Here is a 15,355-nt window from a genome sequence, read left to right as displayed (position 1 = left end):
GCGTCCCCCTCACCCCCGTCCGTCCCCACCAGCACCGACATCCCGTCATGCGTCCGTACGAACGTCTCCCCGTCTCCGCTCACCGCGTCCGTCACCCGCACCGCGAACGCGGGCACGAACCTGGCCCGCACCTCGTCCAAGGACAGCCACCGGACTTCGGCCGACTCCTCGGTGCTGGTCATGGTCGTGTCCTCGACGAGCTCGCAGAGGAACACCATCGCCACGACTCCGAGCGGGAGGTTGAGGTACACCCCTGTCAACCGGGCCGGCCGCACCAAGGCGCCGGTCTCCTCGAAGACCTCCCGGCACAGCCCGTCTTGTCGTCTCGCCGCGTTCGAGAACGCCGCCAGGAATCTGCCAGTCTCCCGAGTCCCGACGACGGATACAGAGGATCGCATCGTTTCGGAGGGTTACGGCGGCTACGCTCACGGAATGCACGTGGTGAACGTACCGTTTTCTCCACGGCACCTCGGGTGATCGGGGCGCTGGCGGAGCGTCTGGGCGGGCTGCCGGCCGCGACCGATCCAGGGTTCGGGGCGGCCGCCCGCGAGCTGCTCGCCGCGCCGGATGCCACGGACGAGGCGCTCGGCGCGGCCATCGAGGACGGCGACCTGCCCGAGCAGACCCGGTTCAACGCGTTCTACTGCCTGCAGGCCCGCGCCTGGCGGCGCAAGGACCACCGGCTCCACCGCGCGAACACCGATCGCTATCAGGCCCGCTTCGGCGAGCACCCGATGTTCTTCTTCCTCCAGGCGGAGTACTACGCGACGCTCGACGGCGATCCCGCGAACCTGGACGCCGCGCTGACCTACGCGCTCGAGGCGGCGCGGCGGCTGCGTGGCGTGCCGGGCGTGCTCCACCTCGCCGCCGAGATCATCGTCGACCGGCACGAGCGGGAACCCGAACCAGACCAGCCGATGCTGCTCGAGGCGGAGCGGTACGTCCGGCAGGCGATCGCGCTCAGCGACGGCAGGTACGCCCGCTATCACGCCACCCACGCGCGCATCGCGACGTCCCGCGGCGCGTTCGCCACCGCTCGGGCGAGCATCGCCCGGGCGATCGAGGACGAGGACAGCGCCGGCGCGGAGTATCCCCTGCGCATCGGTGACTACCAGCTCATCCGGGCCCGGATCCAGTACGCCCAGGAGGCCGAGCGGCTCGCCGCCCGGCAGGCGGAGGCCACCCGCGAGCTGCGCCAGGTCCGCGGCCAGGTCCTGGAGATCATGGGTCTGCTCGCGGCGGTCATCGCGTTCATCACCACGTCGGCGAACATCGCCGCCGGCCAGCCCGCCCGGCCCGCCGCGGGGCTGCTGACCCTGGCAGGGGGTGTGACGCTGCTGGTGTTCTGGGGCTTCCACGTCCTGCTCGTCCCGGCGGCCGGCGACGGGTCCGCCCGCCGGCGGCTGGTGCCCGCGGTGGTGGGGGCGATACTCGTGGCGGCGGGATGTCTGTGGACGGGGTGGGGGCCGACGGGTGCGGGTGTTGCGGTCCATCAGTCGCTCGGACAAGCCGCGTTCTGAGGACGCGGCCGGAGCCCGCCCCGACGGGCTCTGGGTGATCGACGGCGCGACCCCGCTCGGTGGCGAGGCACTGGTCGGCGACCAGTCCCCCGCCGCCTGGCTCGCGGCCACCGCCAGCGCCCATCTGAGCCGGGCCGCCTGGGCCGGACGGCCGATCCGCGCGGTGCTGCGCGAGCTCGTCGAGCACGTCCGCGACGAGGGACGGCGCCTCGGCCTCGGTTCGGAGGGCGGCGCTGGGGACGGGGACGACGGCTGCGTCGGAAGTCGGGACGGCACCGATGGGGCAGGTGCGGCGGCCGGAGCCGAGGGGAGGCGAAGCGAGTTCCCCACGGCGACGCTGAGCCTGGTCCGGCAGGTCGGTGACAGACTCGAGCTCTGTCTGCTCGGCGACAGTCCCGTCGTGCTGCGCGCCCCCGGCGCCGCAGCGCGGACCTTCACCGACCCACAGTTCGATGGGGTCGAGGAGGCGCTGCTCGCCCGGATCCACGCCGAGCTCGACCGGGGCGTGGACGCCGCCGAGGCCTATGCCCGCGAGCGCGCCGCCAGCCGCGAACGACGGGCGCGGCGCAACACCCCGGCCGGCCTGTGGGTGCTCGCCGACGAGCCGGCCGCCGCCGGGCACGCGTTCGTGATCAGCATCGCGGCGCCGCCGGGCACCGAGATCGCTGTCATGTCGGACGGTTACGCCCGCTGCGTCCATCCCTTCGGGCTTGTCGCAGACGAGGACGCGCTGCTCGACGAGCTCGCCGCCGGCCGCGGCGACGACCTGCTCGACCGCCTCCGCGCCGCCGAGAACGCCGACCCCACCCGCACCCGCGTCCCCCGCTTCAGCCGTAGCGACGACGCCACCCTCCTCTACGCCCGCCTCTGACGGACACATCGGGCCGACGGACGTGAGTCTCGCAGTCCCACCGGACGGCCGAGGAGTAGGCGGGCGCGCCAGGGCCGCCGGTGGACAAAGCTGTCGGTAGGCAGGGACTCCGGGGGCTGTGGACCACGGTCGCGACCTAGAGTGGTGGCATGGCGGTGCATCTGACCCGGATCTACACGCGGACCGGCGACGACGGGACGACGGCGCTCGGCGACATGTCGCGGGTGGCGAAGACGGATCCGCGCCTGGCCGCCTACGCCGACGTCGACGAGGCGAACGCCGCCATCGGTGTCGCGCTCGCCCTCGGCGACCTGGCCGACGAGGTGCGGGAGGTGCTCGGGCAGGTGCAGAACGACCTGTTCGACGTCGGCGCCGACCTGTGCACCCCGGTGGTGGCCGAGCCCGCCTACCCGCCGCTGCGGATCACCGAGGCGTACGTGCAGCGGCTGGAGGAGGCGTGCGACCGGTTCAACGCCGACCTGCCGAAGCTCGCCTCGTTCATCCTGCCCGGCGGCACGCCCGGGGCCGCGTTGCTCCATACGGCGCGCACCGTCGCCCGCCGGGCCGAGCGAGCCACCTGGGCGCTGCTCGACGCCGAGCCCGAGCGGACCGGGCCACTGCCGGCCCAGTACCTCAACCGGCTCTCCGACCTGCTGTTCATCCTCGCCCGGGTGGCCAATCCCGACGGCGACGTCCTGTGGCGCCCGGGCGCACACGCCTGAGGCCGTCCCCGGGCGCTGACAGCGCGAGGCGAGAAACGCGGCAAGGCGAGAACGCCCGGGACGAGCCGCGCGCGGCGCGGATCGAGGGATGGCCGCGTTACGCCCACTACCCGAGGGTCGACAGCACAGTCAACCCAATTGTAGACTGGCGATCATGAGTACCACGGTGCGCGTGAGCGACAGGACGCGGCAGCGGGTCGCGGCCATGGCCGCGACCACCGGCCAGCAGATGCAGACCATCATCGACGAGGCCGTCGAGGCGTACGAGCGCGAGCTGTTCTGGCGCGGCTTCGAGGCCGGCTATGAACGCCTCGCCGACGACGAGGGCGCTTGGGACGAGGTCGAGGCCGAGCGATCGGCGCAGGCACCGGCCCTGAGAGACGGCCTGCTACCCGACGGGATGCCACGGGACGGCCTGCTGCCCGACGGCTCGTCGCGGGGTGGCGTGGAGTGATCTCCCCTCGCCGCGGCGAGGTGTGGATGGTCGACTTCGGCGAACCGGTGGGTCACGAACAGGGGCTGCGTCGGCCGGCGGTGGTCGTGTCCGCGGATCGGCTCAACCGGAGCCGCGCGGGCCTGTCCATCGTCGTACCGGTCACCCGGACCAACCGCGGGCTACCCTCCCACGTCGAGCTCGCTCCCGGCGGCAGCGGGCTGCGCGAGACGAGCTACGCCAAGGTCGAGGACGTCAAGTCGGTGTCCCAGCGGCGCTTCACCCGCCGGCTCGGCGTCGTGGGCCCGGACCATCTGCTGCGGATGACCGAGGCCCTGAAGTTCCTGCTGGAGCTGTAGACCACCGGCGGCACGACCCGCGACACAGAACGACCGGAGATACAGAACGGCCGCGCCCCCGGATGCTCGGGGAACGCGGCCGTCGTCGTTCTCGGCTCGGGGAGCCGGCGCGCCGGGCGTCAGCCCAGGGTCGCCGTCTCCGCGAGGATGCTCACGCCCTGCTTGGTGACGGAGATGAAGCCGCCGTCGACCTCGGCCGTGACCTCGCGGCCGCCGGTCTTGACCCGCACGGTGCCGCCAGGGGCGAGCACCCCGAGCAGCGAGACGTGGCCGGGCAGCACACCGAGATCACCATCGGTGGTCCGGGCGACGACCATGTCGGCCTCGCCGGACCACACCTCCTGCTCGGGCGAGACGATCGCCACGCGCATCGGCATCAGAGGTTCTCCGCGTTCTTCTCCGCGTCCTCGATGCCACCGCACATGAAGAACGCCTGCTCGGGCAGGTGGTCGAAGTCGCCCTGGGTGAGCCGTTTGAACGAGTCGATCGTCTCGTCCAGGGGCACGAACTTGCCGGGGATGTTGGTGAACTGCTCCGCGACGAAGAACGGCTGCGACAGGAACCGCTGGATCCGCCGGGCCCGGTTGACGAGGATCTTGTCCTCTTCGGAGAGCTCGTCGATGCCGAGGATGGCGATGATGTCCTGCAGGTCCTTGTATCGCTGCAGGATCCGCTGCACCTCGCGGGCGGTGTCGTAGTGCTCCTGCCCGATGTGGCGCGGGTCGAGGATCCGGGAGTTCGAGTCGAGCGGGCTGACCGCGGGGTAGATGCCGAGGTCGGAGATCGCCCGGTCGAGCACCGTCTGGGCGTCGAGGTGGGTGAACGTCGTCGCCGGCGCCGGGTCGGTCAGGTCGTCCGCGGGGACGTAGATCGCCTGCAGCGAGGTGATCGAACGACCGCGGGTCGAGGTGATCCGCTCCTGCAGCACGCCCATCTCGTCGGCCAGCGTGGGCTGGTAACCCACGGCGGAGGGCATCCGGCCGAGCAGCGTCGACACCTCGGAACCGGCCTGGGTGAACCGGAAGATGTTGTCGATGAACAGCAGCACGTCCTGCTTCTGGACGTCCCGGAAGTACTCGGCCATGGTCAGCGCGCCCAGCGCCACCCGCAGCCGGGTGCCCGGCGGCTCGTCCATCTGGCCGAAGACGAGCGCCGTGTCCTCGATGACGCCGGCCTCGGTCATCTCCAGGAACAGGTCGTTGCCCTCACGGGTGCGCTCGCCGACGCCGGCGAACACCGACACGCCACCGAACTCCTTGGCGACCCGGCGGATCATCTCCTGGATGATGACGGTCTTGCCGACGCCGGCACCGCCGAACAGGCCGATCTTCCCACCGCGCACGTACGGCGCGAGCAGGTCGATGACCTTGATGCCGGTGGTGAACATCTCGGTCTTGGACTCGAGCTCGGCGAACGGCGGGGCCGTCCGGTGGATCGGCCAGTAGGTCTCGGCATCGATCTTGTCGACGTCCAGGGGTGTGCCGAGCACGTTGAACACGTGCCCCTTGGTGGCGTCGCCGACCGGTACGGAGATCGGCGCGCCGGTGTCGCGCACCGCCGCGCCGCGGACCAGGCCGTCGGTCTGCTGCATCGAGATGGCCCGCACGGTGTTGTCACCGATGTGCTGGGCGACCTCGAGGGTCAGCGTGGCGGTCTGGTCGCCGATCGTACGGTCGACCTGCAGCGCGTGATAGATCTCGGGGAGTTCGTCGGGAGCGAACTCCACGTCGACGACCGGTCCGATGACTCGGGCGACCCGGCCGACTCCCGGGGCCCGGCCCTCCGCCGTGGCCGGCGAGCTGGTGGTGACGGTCATGGCGTCCTCAGTTTCCCATCGTTGCCCGTCGCCGCAGCCTCGGGCTAGCCGTTCTCTGGCACCTCCGGCGCCACCGGTGCGGTGGGGCTCGTCCCCGCCCGCCGTCACCGCCGGCGCCACACTTCTACGTTCTGATCGACGTCGTTCTGGTCGACGTCCGCGGGGTGGTCGGTCGCCGCGCGTCCCCCCGCGCGAGGACGCCTGTACCCCGGCGGGGCCCGTCGGTCCGACGGGCCCCCACCCTCAGTGTCACCTAATGTGTCCGAAAAGGCGACGGCATGGCGGGCGGCCTCGCCGCCCGACCACGCGTCGCCGTCTCGTCACCGCGTGCTCCCGCTGACCTCAGGATGCCGAGGCCAGGGCGTTCGCACCACCGACGATCTCGGAGATCTCCTGGGTGATGGCGTCCTGGCGGGCCCGGTTCGCCTGACGGGTGTAGGTGCGGACGAGTTCCTCGGCGTTGTCCGTCGCCGACTTCATCGCCCGCTGCCTCGCCGCCGACTCCGACGCCGCCGACTCCAGCATCGCCGCGTACAGACGGCTCTCGACATACCGGGGCAGGAGCGCGTCGAGCACCGCCTCCGCGGACGGTTCGAACTCGTACTGGGGCAGCGGGCCGTGCACCGGGGGCTCGTCGGTCTCGGTGAGCACCATCGGCAGCAGCCGCCGGGCGACCGGCGACTGGGTGAGCGCCGAGAGGTACTCGGTGTGCACGACGTGGATCTCGTCCACCCCGCCGTCCGCGGCGTCCGCGACGAACGACGCGATCAGCGCGTCCGCCACCGACTTCGCGTCGGCGTAGGTCGGCTGCTCGGAGAAGCCGGTGTACTCGCCGTCGATCGCCCGGCCGCGGAAGCGGAAGTAGCCCACTCCCTTGCGCCCGACGACGTGCAGCGTGATCTCCTTGCCCTCCGAGCGCAGCAGCTCGACCAGCTCGTTGGTGCGCTTGAGCGCGTTCGAGCTGTAGCCGCCGGCCAGGCCGCGGTCGCTGGTGATCACCACGACCGCCGCCCGAACCGCCTGCGGGTGCTCGGTGGTGAGCGGATGGCTGACCGTGGTCTGCGACGCCACCGCCTCGATGACCCGGGTGATCTCCTCGGCGTAGGGCCGCGACGCGGCGACGCGGGCCCGTGCCTTGGCGATGCGCGAAGCCGCGATCAGCTCCATCGCCTTGGTGATCTTCTTCGTCGACTGTACCGACTTGATCCGCCGCCGGTACTCACGAAGCTGCCCCGCCATGGATCAGCCCTCGTCGCTGGAGCGCGCGGGCCGGTGCACCGGGATGGACTCCTGCCGCACCGCTCCGGCCGCGAGCGGGCTGACGGCCGGCTCGTTGACCAGCGGCTGACCGTCGGAGAGGGTGAACTGCTTCTTGTACTCCCCGATGGCCCGCGTGAGCTCCGCGATCGTGTCGTCGCTGAGCTTGCCGGACGTGACGATCGCGTCGTAGACCGCCGCGAACGACCGGCCGACGTAGTCCAGGAACTCCGCCTCGAAGCGCCGGATGTCGGCGACCGGCACGTCGTCGAGCTTGCCGGTGGTGCCGGCCCAGATCGACACGACCTGCCGCTCGGTGGCGTACGGCTGGTTCTGCGGCTGCTTGAGCAGCTCGACCAGCCGCGCACCGCGGGCCAGCTGGTCGCGCGAGGCCTTGTCCAGGTCGGAGCCGAACGCGGAGAACGCCTCCAGCTCGCGGTACTGGGCCAGGTCCAGACGCAGACGGCCGGCGACCGACTTCATCGCCTTGGTCTGGGCGCTGCCGCCGACGCGCGACACCGAGGTGCCGACGTTGATGGCGGGCCGCACACCCTGGTTGAACAGGTCCGCCTCGAGGAAGATCTGCCCGTCGGTGATCGAGATGACGTTCGTCGGGATGTAGGCCGAGATGTCGCTGGCCTTCGTCTCGATGATCGGCAGTCCGGTCAGCGACCCGCCGCCGAGCTCGTCGGACAGCTTCGCGCAGCGCTCCAGCAGGCGGGAGTGCAGGTAGAACACGTCGCCGGGGTACGCCTCGCGGCCCGGCGGACGGCGCAGCAGCAGCGAGATCGCCCGGTACGCCTCGGCCTGCTTGGACAGGTCGTCGAAGACGATCAGCGAGTGCTGGCCGTTGTACATCCAGTGCTGGGCGATCGCGGAACCGGAGTACGGCGCGATGTACTTGAAGCCGGCCGGCTCGTCCGCGGGGGCGGCGACGATCGTGGTGTAGGCCAGCGCGCCGGCCTCCTCGAGGGTGTTCACCACCTCGCGGATGGTCGTCTTCTTCTGGCCGACGGCCACGTAGACGCACTTGACCTGACGCTTGGGATCACCGGAAGCCCAGTTGTCCCGCTGGTTGATGATCGCGTCGATGGCCACCGTGGTCTTGCCGGTCTGCCGGTCGCCGATGATCAGCTGGCGCTGGCCGCGGCCGATGGCGGTCATGGCGTCGATCGCCTTGATGCCCGTCTGCAGCGGCTCCTTGACCGGCTGGCGCTGGACGACGGTCGGCGCCTGAAGTTCCAGGGCCCGCGTCCCGGCGGCCTGGATCTCGCCGAGGCCGTCGATCGGGCGGCCCAGCGGGTCGACGACCCGGCCGAGGAAGCCGTCACCGACCGGGACCGAGAGGATCTCGCCGGTGCGGCGGACCTCCTGGCCCTCCTCGATGTGTTCGGACTCGCCGAGGATGACGGTGCCGATCTCGCCGACCTCGAGGTTGAGCGCGAGGCCGAGCACGCCGCCGTGGAACTCCAGCAGCTCGTTGGTCATCGTGTGCGGGAGACCCTCGACGCGGGCGATGCCGTCACCGGTGACGACGACCCGGCCGACCTCCTCCCGGCCGGCGGAGGTGGCCTGGAACGAGTCGACGTACTCCCGTAGGGCGTCGCGGATCTCCTCCGGCCGGATGGAGAGTTCAGTCATCGCTTACGTCCTTCGTCGTTCATCGCTGGGCGGGCAGGTCGCCTGGGTGCCGCCGACGCCGCGGCGGTGGTCGGGGGAACTGTCACGATCACGACCGCACCCGACTACCGGAGCATCGTCCGGCGCGCGGCGTTCAGACGGCGCAGCACGCTGCCGTCGACCACCTCGTCGCCGACCTGTACCACGACGCCGCCCAGCAGGGCGGGATCGAGGTCGACCTGGATCTGGATCTGGCGGCCGAAGTACCGGCTGACTGCGGCACCGAGACGGGCGACGACCTCGTCGCCCAACGGCACCGCCGTGCGTACGATCGCCACGACCCGACCCCGTCGGGCGGCGGCGATCCGACTGAAGTCGGCCAGGCGACGCTCGACGTCACCGTGGATCCGGTCGGCGGCGGCCTGCTGGGACAGCCGCAGGGTGACCGGGTGGGCCTTCCCCGACAGCAGCCGGGTCAGCAGCCCGTCCTTCACCGACGCCGGCGCCGCCGGGTCGGTGAGGGCCAGGGCGAGCTCGGGGAACTGGGCGAGGATCCGGCCGAACCGGAACAGCTCGTCCTCGACCTCCTCCAGCGCCCCGTCCCGCTCGGCCGCGACCAGCAGCGCCTCGACGCCCAGTTCGACCAGCGCGAACCGCAGGTCGGACGGCCGCGACCAGCGGGCGCCGACCGCGGTCTGGGTGATCGCCAGGCTCGCCGGATCGATCTGCGTGCCCAGCAGCCGGGCGACCAGCTCGGTGCGTGCCGCGACCGGCGCACCCGGGTCGGTCAGTGCCCGCCGGATGGTCGGCTCGCCGGCGAGCAGCTCGGCGACGGCCCGCAGGTCGTCGGCCACCCGTCCGGCGTCCGCAGCGGCCGTCCCGCCGGGTGCGGTCGCCAGGACCTGGTCGAGGGTCGCCCGCGCGGCGGCGAGCCCATGCCTTGAGGCTCCCTCCACCGTCAGCCTCCCGGACCCACCGGCGCGGGAGCGCTGCCCGCGCCCTCGGCCGAGTTGTCCAGCGCGGCGATGAAGTCCTCGACGAGCCTGGACTGGGTGGCGCTGCTCTCCACCTGGTATCCGACGATCTTCGAGGCCAGGTCGATCGCGAGATCGCCGACCTCACGGCGGATCTGCGCCACGATCTGGGCGCGGTCGGCCGCGAGCTGCGCGTCGGCGCGGTCCTTCAGCTCGGCGACCTCGCGGGCCGCGGTCGCCCGCAGCTCCTCGACGATCTGCCGGCCCTCGGAGTGCGCCTCCTCGCGGATGCGCCCCGCCTCGGCCCGGGCGTCGGCCAGCTGCGCGCGGTACTGCTCGAGCAGGGCCTGGGCCTCGTTCTGTGCCGCCTCGGCGCGGGCGAGCCCGCCCTCGATGCGGTCGGTGCGCTCGGCGTAGACCCGGCTGATCTGCGGCCGGACCTTCCAGAAGAAGAAGGCCACGAGCAGACCGAACGCCACGGTGCCAATGATCAGTTCGCTCAGCGGCGGGATCAGGACGTTCTCGTCGTGTCCGCCGCTCTCGCTCGCGGCGAGAAGAATGCTGGCTGTCGCGCTCATGGTCCCCTCCGCGGTTTACGGGAAGACGAAGGGAACGACGAAGCCGATGAGCGCGAGGGCCTCGGCGAGCGCGAACCCGATCAGCATGTACCGGAAGGCGACCTGCTCCGCCTCGGGCTGACGGGCGATCGCCTGCACGCCGAGACCGAAGATGAGGCCGATACCGATGCCGGGGCCGATGGCCGCGAGGCCGTAGGCCACGGCCCCGAGGCTCCCGGAGACGGAGTCCTTGGCGGCGAGGATGAGGGTGGGGTCGGGCACGGTGCTTTCCTCTTCAGTCGGGCACCGGGCTCGCCGGTGCTCTTGGGGAGTGGCGGGAAACTAGGCGTGGGCCGCGACCGGCACGCCTGTCGGGGCGTGCTCGGCGAGATCCTCGGACGGAGCTACCTCGTGCTCTCCTCCGTGCGCCATCGCTCCGCCGATGTAGGCGGCGGTCAGGATGGTGATGATGTACGCCTGGAGAACATCGATGACGAGCTCGAACGCCGTGAGGATGATCGCCACGAGCAGCGACGCGACACCGAAGACAAACGGCGGCTTGGGCAGCAGGTAGTCCGCGCCCAGCGAGAAGACCAGCAGCAGGAGGTGACCGGCGAACATGTTCGCGAACAACCGGATCGCCAGCGTGAAGGGCCGCACGATCAGCGTCGACAGGATCTCGATCGGGGCCAGCAGCAGCCGGATGGCGAACGGCGCCGTCGGTGCCGGGTCGATCAGCTCCTTGAAGTACGCGCCGGCGCCGTTGGCCCTGATGCCGGCGTAGTTGAACATCACCCAGGTGATCACCGCGAGGACCATCGGCACCGCGATGCGCGAGGTCGCCGGGAACTGGGCCGCCGGGATCACCGCGAGGACGTTGCAGACCAGCACGAAGCTGAAAAGGATCAGCAGGTACGGCGTGTACCGCGCGCCCTTCTCCCCGATGACGCCGCGGGCGATCTGCAGATCCACGAAGTCGTACACCGACTCGCACAGGTTCTGGAGACCGCGGGGTATGATTCTAGCTTGACGGAAGCCCAGCCAGAAGATCACACCGACGAACAGGGCGGCGAAGAGCGTGAGACCAGTGGCCTTGTTGAGGTAGAAGTGGGCCGAGCCGACCTCGACGTCAAACCAGTGCGGGGTCTGGAAGACCTCCTTCGTGGGGCCCTGGAAGCCCTCATCAGCGAGGACTGGCACGACCAACACCTCCATGATCACATAGGTTAGGCACCCACGGCTGAGCGAGCTTGCCGTGCTGGCGGCAGATTGCCCCCACCCTACCGGGTTCGCACGACACGCCCACACCGAAGAACGACCTGTCGCCAACCGGTGGCAGCGCTACGAAGGACGGCCCGACAAGCCCAACCCCTGATGGGTGTCGGCAGGCCGACGTCCTGTTGCCCGCGATACTATCCACACCGGCGCGCCACAGGCACCAACTCGCTTCGAGGTTCATCGTGGTTCATGCGCGCGTTGTCCGCGGGTTTCGCTCCGTTGATGGTGTTTCCACACTGCGTGACCACCTTATGACGTCAAGTTCAGGTCGGCGGCTGCCTTCCCGACCCCGGTCGACCCGGTGCCCGGATGCGCACGGGGTGCGGCCGTCGCGCCGCTCCCCGCCCGCCGCCGCCGCTGTTGCCTGTGCCCACTCTCGCCGATGCCGTCCGCGCCGTCGATGACCTGGGAGGTCATGACGAATCCGAACGACAGGGCGAGGCGGGCGTCATCGCGATTGCCCCGGTGACCGGGACAATCGGGATGAATCGGACCGGCCGCAACCCATCGAACAGCCGGAAGGGCGCGCGAGCCAGGTCCAGCGGGTGGGAACAACCCAGTCCATTCGGAACATCTCCGCCGGGACCATCGGCGCAACCCGCCGGGAACGACCGCGGCGAACACAACCGCCCGCGCCGACGGGCGGGACGAACGACCCTGAATCGACCGGGCTATCGCCGGGTCAGCCGGTAGATCACCAGATACATCGACAGGGCGATGCCGAGCCCCAGACCAATGGGCAGGAACAGCGCCCGAAAGCCGCACAACCGATCCAGGCCGAAACCCACCAACCCCCAGAACGCCATCCCGGCGATGAGGGTTCCGAAGATGTTCCACGCCTCGCCCGGGTGCTGCTCCCCCTGCCGGGTACCGGGCTGGCGCACCGCCGGGCGTCCGCCCTCCCGGCCGACACCTTTGCGCCTGGCCAGCCGCGGCGCGGGCCGGTCGTCCTTCGCCGGGGGCCGGTCGCCGCCGGGGCTCATCGGGCCGGGGGCCGGCGGGCCGGATCCCACGCCCCTGGGCGTTCGGGGTCGTAGAACGGCACCCTGGTGTGGGTCGCGACCCACAGCTCCGCGCCCATCCAGACGAAGACGCCGCCGAAGATCGACCAGGCGAAGGCCGGCAGGTCGAGGGCCGAGCTGTCCTGGATCGCCACCAGCAGCGCGCCCAGCAGCACGATCTTCACCGCGTAGGTGCCGAGCGCCGCCGCCAGCAGGTGGTGCGGCGCCCGCCGGGCGACCGCGCCGACGGCCAGCTTGCTGATGGTGAAGAACGCCACCACGATCACGATCCCCAGCCCGGCGCTGAGCACGCCCTTCCCGCCGCGCAGCCCGACGGCGACCGCCAGCGCGGGAACCGCGAGCGCGACGGTGAGCAGCAGCCCGAGCCGGATCACCCGGGCCGCGGGCACGATCATGCCCGCACCGACTTCTGCGTGCGGACCAGCAGCGCCAGCAGGGCCGCGAGACCCACCCCGACGGTGGCGACGAGAATCGGCAGCGGGGACGCGGAGAATGACGCCGCGACCCCGCCGAAACCGACGAGAGCCGCCCAGAAGTACATGAACAGAACCGCCCTCACGTGCGAGTTGCCGATCTCCAGCATGCGGTGGTGGAGATGCATCTTGTCGGCCGCGAACGGCGACCGTCCCGCCCGCGTCCGCCGCACGACCGCGAGCCCGAGATCCAGGAAGGGAACCGCGAGGACGGCCAGCGGGATCGCCAGCGGGATCAGCGACGGATACGACCGCGAGGGTCCAGCGTAACCTCCGTAGGCCACCTGGCCGGTGACGGAGATCATCGAGGCGGCGGACAGCAGCCCGATGAGCATCGAGCCCGAGTCCCCCATGAACAGGCGCGCCGGATTGAAGTTGTGCGGCAGGAAGCCGATGCACACCCCCGCGGTGACCGCGGCGAGCAGCGCCGCCGGCGACGCCCGGTAGAACCCGTCGATCACCGCGATCTCATAGGCGAAGTAGAACGTCGCGAGCGACGCGATCGCCGCGACCCCGGCCGCGAGCCCGTCCAGGCCGTCGATGAAGTTCATCGCGTTGATCATCACGACCGTGGCGAGAATCGACAGCGGGACGGCTGTCTCCGGCCCGAGGCTCAGCGTGGTCTCGCTGTCCCGGTTGATGGCGAACGACCACTGGACGCCGAGCAACACCATGATCCCGGAAGCGGTGAACTGGCCGGCGAGCTTCGTCAGCGAGTCCAGCTCCCACCGGTCGTCGGCGATACCGAGCAGGCAGATCAGCGTGCCGGCGATGAGCACCGCCCGGGTCTCCGACCAGTCCTGGGAGACGACCGACAGGAACGGCAGCCGGTCCGCCACCTCGAGCCCCGCGTAGAGGCCGGCGAGCATCGCCAGGCCCCCGAGCCGTGGGGTCGGGGTGGCGTGCACGTCCCGGGCGCGCACGCCCGCGACCGCGCCGATGCGCAGCGCGAACGTTCGTGCCAGCGGCGTCGCGAGGAACGTCACCGCCGCCGAGACCACGAAGACGAGCAGGTACTCGCGCACCGTCCGTTATCTCCCACCGCCGAGGAGGATGTGCTGGGACCGAGGATGTGCTGGGACCGAGGACGTACAGGGACCGAGGACGTACAGGGACCGCCGACGCCGCCGAGGCCCGCGGGACCTGGCGGTCCCGCCGGCCGTGGGCGGATGCCTACCGGGGGTAGGCGGGGTGCCGGGCGACGAGCGACGAGACCGCCGTGGCGATCTCCGGCCCGGCGGCGGGATCACGCACCGCCCGGCCGATCAGGGTGGCGATCTCCTTCATCTCGCCCTCGCCCATGCCCTGGGTGGTCACGGCCGGGGTGCCGACCCGGATCCCGGAGGAGATCGCGGGGGGCTGCGGGTCGAAGGGGATCGCGTTCTTGTTCAGGGTGATGCCGGCCGCGTCGCAGCGGGCCTCCGCGTCCCGCCCGCTCACGCCGAGCTCGCGCAGGTCGAGCAGGGCGAGGTGGGTGTCGGTGCCACCGCCGACCGGGCGGATGCCCTCGGCGGCGAGCCCCTCGGCCAGCACCTGCGCGTTGGCGACTACCTGCCGAGCGTACCGGGCGTAGGCCGGGGTGGCGGCTTCGCGCAGCGCGACGGCCTTCGCCGCCACCGCGTGCATGAGCGGGCCGCCCTGGCTGAACGGGAACACCGCCTTGTCGATGCGGGCGGCCAGCTCCTCGCGGCACAGGATCATCCCGCCGCGCGGACCGCGCAGGACCTTGTGGGTGGTGAAGCTGACGACGTCGGCGTAGGGCACCGGGCTCGGGATCGCCCCGCCGGCGACCAGGCCGATGAAGTGCGCGGCGTCCACCACCAGCCAGGAGCCGACCTCGTCGGCGATCGACCGGAAGGCGGCGAAGTCGATCAGCCGCGGGTAGGCCGTCGCCCCACAGATGATCATCTTGGGCCGGTGCTGGCGGGCCAGCTCGCGGACCTGGTCATAGTCGATGAGCTCGGTGTCCTCGCGCACGCCGTAGGCGACGACGTTGAACCACTTCCCGGAGAAGCTCACCCTGCTGCCGTGGGTGAGGTGGCCGCCGTGCGGCAGCGACATCGCGAGGACGGTGTCACCCGGCGTCAGCAGCGCGGCGTAGACGGCGAAGTTCGCCGACGCGCCGGAGTGCGGCTGCAGGTTCGCGTGCTCGGCGCCGAACAGCTCCTTCGCCCGGGCGATGCCGAGCTCCTCGGCCCGGTCCACCACCTGGCAGCCGCCGTAGTACCGCCGGCCGGGATAGCCCTCGGCGTACTTGTTCGACAGTGTGGAGCCGAGTGCGGCGAGCACCGCGGGCGAGGTGAGGTTCTCGCTCGCGATGAGCTGCAGACCGCCCCGCAGCCGGGCGAGCTCGTCGAGCACCACGCCGGCGATCTCCGGGTCGGTGTCGGCCAGCTCGTCGAAGTCGGGGCCCCAGAACGGGGTGCTCATGGCGTTGGTACCTCCTGCGCTCG

General features: G+C 71.2%; 18 protein-coding genes. 5 read left to right on the top strand and 13 right to left on the bottom strand.

Annotated features, from left to right (window positions below; all coding sequences use genetic code 11):
• On the bottom strand, window positions 1-275 hold a 275-nt coding region (locus C1A33_RS38365), incomplete at its 3' end, for an NUDIX hydrolase (protein WP_480014436.1).
• 198 nt (window positions 276-473) lie between these two features.
• Between C1A33_RS38365 and C1A33_RS15765 the strand changes: the two genes are divergently transcribed.
• The 5 genes from C1A33_RS15765 (at window position 474) to C1A33_RS15745 (ending at window position 3,905) form a co-directional block, all read left to right on the top strand.
• On the top strand, window positions 474-1,520 hold the full coding sequence (locus C1A33_RS15765; RefSeq protein ID WP_243407594.1) for a hypothetical protein: 1,047 nt from the start codon (window positions 474-476) through the stop codon (window positions 1,518-1,520).
• 34 nt (window positions 1,521-1,554) lie between these two features.
• On the top strand, window positions 1,555-2,391 hold the full coding sequence (locus C1A33_RS15760; RefSeq protein WP_243407593.1) for a hypothetical protein: 837 nt from the start codon (window positions 1,555-1,557) through the stop codon (window positions 2,389-2,391).
• A 149-nt stretch (window positions 2,392-2,540) separates the two neighbouring features.
• Window positions 2,541-3,113, top strand: coding sequence for a cob(I)yrinic acid a,c-diamide adenosyltransferase (locus tag C1A33_RS15755; RefSeq protein ID WP_101832249.1), 573 nt, complete (start codon window positions 2,541-2,543; stop codon window positions 3,111-3,113).
• A 154-nt stretch (window positions 3,114-3,267) separates the two neighbouring features.
• Window positions 3,268-3,567, top strand: coding sequence for a hypothetical protein (locus tag C1A33_RS15750; RefSeq protein ID WP_243407592.1), 300 nt, complete (start codon window positions 3,268-3,270; stop codon window positions 3,565-3,567).
• Window positions 3,564-3,905: a type II toxin-antitoxin system PemK/MazF family toxin gene (locus C1A33_RS15745; protein ID WP_101832248.1), complete on the top strand. Its 342-nt coding sequence runs from the start codon at window positions 3,564-3,566 to the stop codon at window positions 3,903-3,905. Before C1A33_RS15750 ends, C1A33_RS15745 begins: the two co-directional genes overlap by 4 nt.
• 119 nt (window positions 3,906-4,024) lie before the next feature.
• Here the strand turns inward: C1A33_RS15745 and C1A33_RS15740 are convergent, their stop codons facing one another.
• The 12 genes from C1A33_RS15740 to C1A33_RS15685 all read right to left on the bottom strand — a co-directional run bounded on the left by C1A33_RS15740 (window position 4,025) and on the right by C1A33_RS15685 (window position 15,332).
• Entirely contained in the window at window positions 4,025-4,282 is a 258-nt protein-coding gene (locus tag C1A33_RS15740) for a F0F1 ATP synthase subunit epsilon (RefSeq protein ID WP_101832247.1), read from the bottom strand.
• Window positions 4,282-5,721: a F0F1 ATP synthase subunit beta gene (gene atpD, locus C1A33_RS15735; RefSeq protein ID WP_101832246.1), complete on the bottom strand. Its 1,440-nt coding sequence runs from the start codon at window positions 5,719-5,721 to the stop codon at window positions 4,282-4,284. The genes C1A33_RS15740 and atpD overlap by 1 nt, the downstream gene beginning before the upstream one ends.
• Before the next feature lie 342 nt (window positions 5,722-6,063).
• Window positions 6,064-6,960, bottom strand: a complete 897-nt coding sequence (locus C1A33_RS15730; protein WP_101832245.1) for a F0F1 ATP synthase subunit gamma — start codon at window positions 6,958-6,960, stop codon at window positions 6,064-6,066.
• A 3-nt stretch (window positions 6,961-6,963) separates the two neighbouring features.
• Entirely contained in the window at window positions 6,964-8,619 is a 1,656-nt protein-coding gene (gene atpA / locus C1A33_RS15725; protein ID WP_101832244.1) for a F0F1 ATP synthase subunit alpha, read from the bottom strand.
• Window positions 8,620-8,723: 104 nt separating this feature from the next.
• On the bottom strand, window positions 8,724-9,554 hold the full coding sequence (locus C1A33_RS15720; RefSeq protein WP_101832243.1) for a F0F1 ATP synthase subunit delta: 831 nt from the start codon (window positions 9,552-9,554) through the stop codon (window positions 8,724-8,726).
• A 2-nt stretch (window positions 9,555-9,556) separates the two neighbouring features.
• Window positions 9,557-10,150 (bottom strand): F0F1 ATP synthase subunit B, encoded by a 594-nt coding sequence (locus C1A33_RS15715; RefSeq protein ID WP_101832242.1) that lies wholly within the window; start codon window positions 10,148-10,150, stop codon window positions 9,557-9,559.
• A 15-nt stretch (window positions 10,151-10,165) separates the two neighbouring features.
• Window positions 10,166-10,411, bottom strand: coding sequence for an ATP synthase subunit c family protein (locus tag C1A33_RS15710; RefSeq protein ID WP_101832241.1), 246 nt, complete (start codon window positions 10,409-10,411; stop codon window positions 10,166-10,168).
• Between the two features lie 60 nt (window positions 10,412-10,471).
• The gene (gene atpB / locus C1A33_RS15705) at window positions 10,472-11,344 is read right to left on the bottom strand and encodes a F0F1 ATP synthase subunit A (RefSeq protein ID WP_101832255.1); all 873 of its coding nucleotides are present in this window, start codon (window positions 11,342-11,344) and stop codon (window positions 10,472-10,474) included.
• 734 nt (window positions 11,345-12,078) lie between these two features.
• Window positions 12,079-12,390, bottom strand: coding sequence for an AtpZ/AtpI family protein (locus C1A33_RS36630; RefSeq protein WP_243407591.1), 312 nt, complete (start codon window positions 12,388-12,390; stop codon window positions 12,079-12,081).
• Entirely contained in the window at window positions 12,387-12,824 is a 438-nt protein-coding gene (locus tag C1A33_RS15695) for a Cg1360 family ATP-synthase-associated protein (RefSeq protein ID WP_101832240.1), read from the bottom strand. Before C1A33_RS15695 ends, C1A33_RS36630 begins: the two co-directional genes overlap by 4 nt.
• The gene (locus C1A33_RS15690; RefSeq protein ID WP_101832239.1) at window positions 12,821-13,927 is read right to left on the bottom strand and encodes an MraY family glycosyltransferase; all 1,107 of its coding nucleotides are present in this window, start codon (window positions 13,925-13,927) and stop codon (window positions 12,821-12,823) included. Before C1A33_RS15690 ends, C1A33_RS15695 begins: the two co-directional genes overlap by 4 nt.
• 148 nt (window positions 13,928-14,075) lie before the next feature.
• Window positions 14,076-15,332 (bottom strand): serine hydroxymethyltransferase, encoded by a 1,257-nt coding sequence (locus C1A33_RS15685; RefSeq protein ID WP_101832238.1) that lies wholly within the window; start codon window positions 15,330-15,332, stop codon window positions 14,076-14,078.
• Window positions 15,333-15,355: the final 23 nt, after the last annotated feature.

Origin of the sequence: Frankia canadensis (assembly GCF_900197875.1) — a bacterium.
Taxonomy (GTDB): domain Bacteria; phylum Actinomycetota; class Actinomycetes; order Frankiales; family Frankiaceae; genus Frankia; species Frankia canadensis.
Note: the sequence above shows the minus strand (reverse complement) of the source record. Positions and strands in the feature narration are given on the sequence as shown.

Bases quoted from the DNA above. Each gene is read 5' to 3' on its own strand.
- atpA (WP_101832244.1), bottom strand. From the start codon at position 8,619: ATGACTGAACTCTCCATCCGGCCGGAGGAGATCCGCGACGCCCTACGG.
- atpD (WP_101832246.1), bottom strand. From the start codon at position 5,721: ATGACCGTCACCACCAGCTCGCCGGCCACGGCGGAGGGCCGGGCCCCG.
- atpB (WP_101832255.1), bottom strand. From the start codon at position 11,344: ATGGAGGTGTTGGTCGTGCCAGTCCTCGCTGATGAGGGCTTCCAGGGC.
- C1A33_RS15685 (WP_101832238.1), bottom strand. From the start codon at position 15,332: ATGAGCACCCCGTTCTGGGGCCCCGACTTCGACGAGCTGGCCGACACC.
- C1A33_RS15755 (WP_101832249.1), top strand. From the start codon at position 2,541: ATGGCGGTGCATCTGACCCGGATCTACACGCGGACCGGCGACGACGGG.
- C1A33_RS15730 (WP_101832245.1), bottom strand. From the start codon at position 6,960: ATGGCGGGGCAGCTTCGTGAGTACCGGCGGCGGATCAAGTCGGTACAG.
- C1A33_RS15715 (WP_101832242.1), bottom strand. From the start codon at position 10,150: ATGAGCGCGACAGCCAGCATTCTTCTCGCCGCGAGCGAGAGCGGCGGA.
- C1A33_RS15695 (WP_101832240.1), bottom strand. From the start codon at position 12,824: ATGATCGTGCCCGCGGCCCGGGTGATCCGGCTCGGGCTGCTGCTCACC.
- C1A33_RS36630 (WP_243407591.1), bottom strand. From the start codon at position 12,390: ATGAGCCCCGGCGGCGACCGGCCCCCGGCGAAGGACGACCGGCCCGCG.
- C1A33_RS15750 (WP_243407592.1), top strand. From the start codon at position 3,268: ATGAGTACCACGGTGCGCGTGAGCGACAGGACGCGGCAGCGGGTCGCG.
- C1A33_RS15740 (WP_101832247.1), bottom strand. From the start codon at position 4,282: ATGCCGATGCGCGTGGCGATCGTCTCGCCCGAGCAGGAGGTGTGGTCC.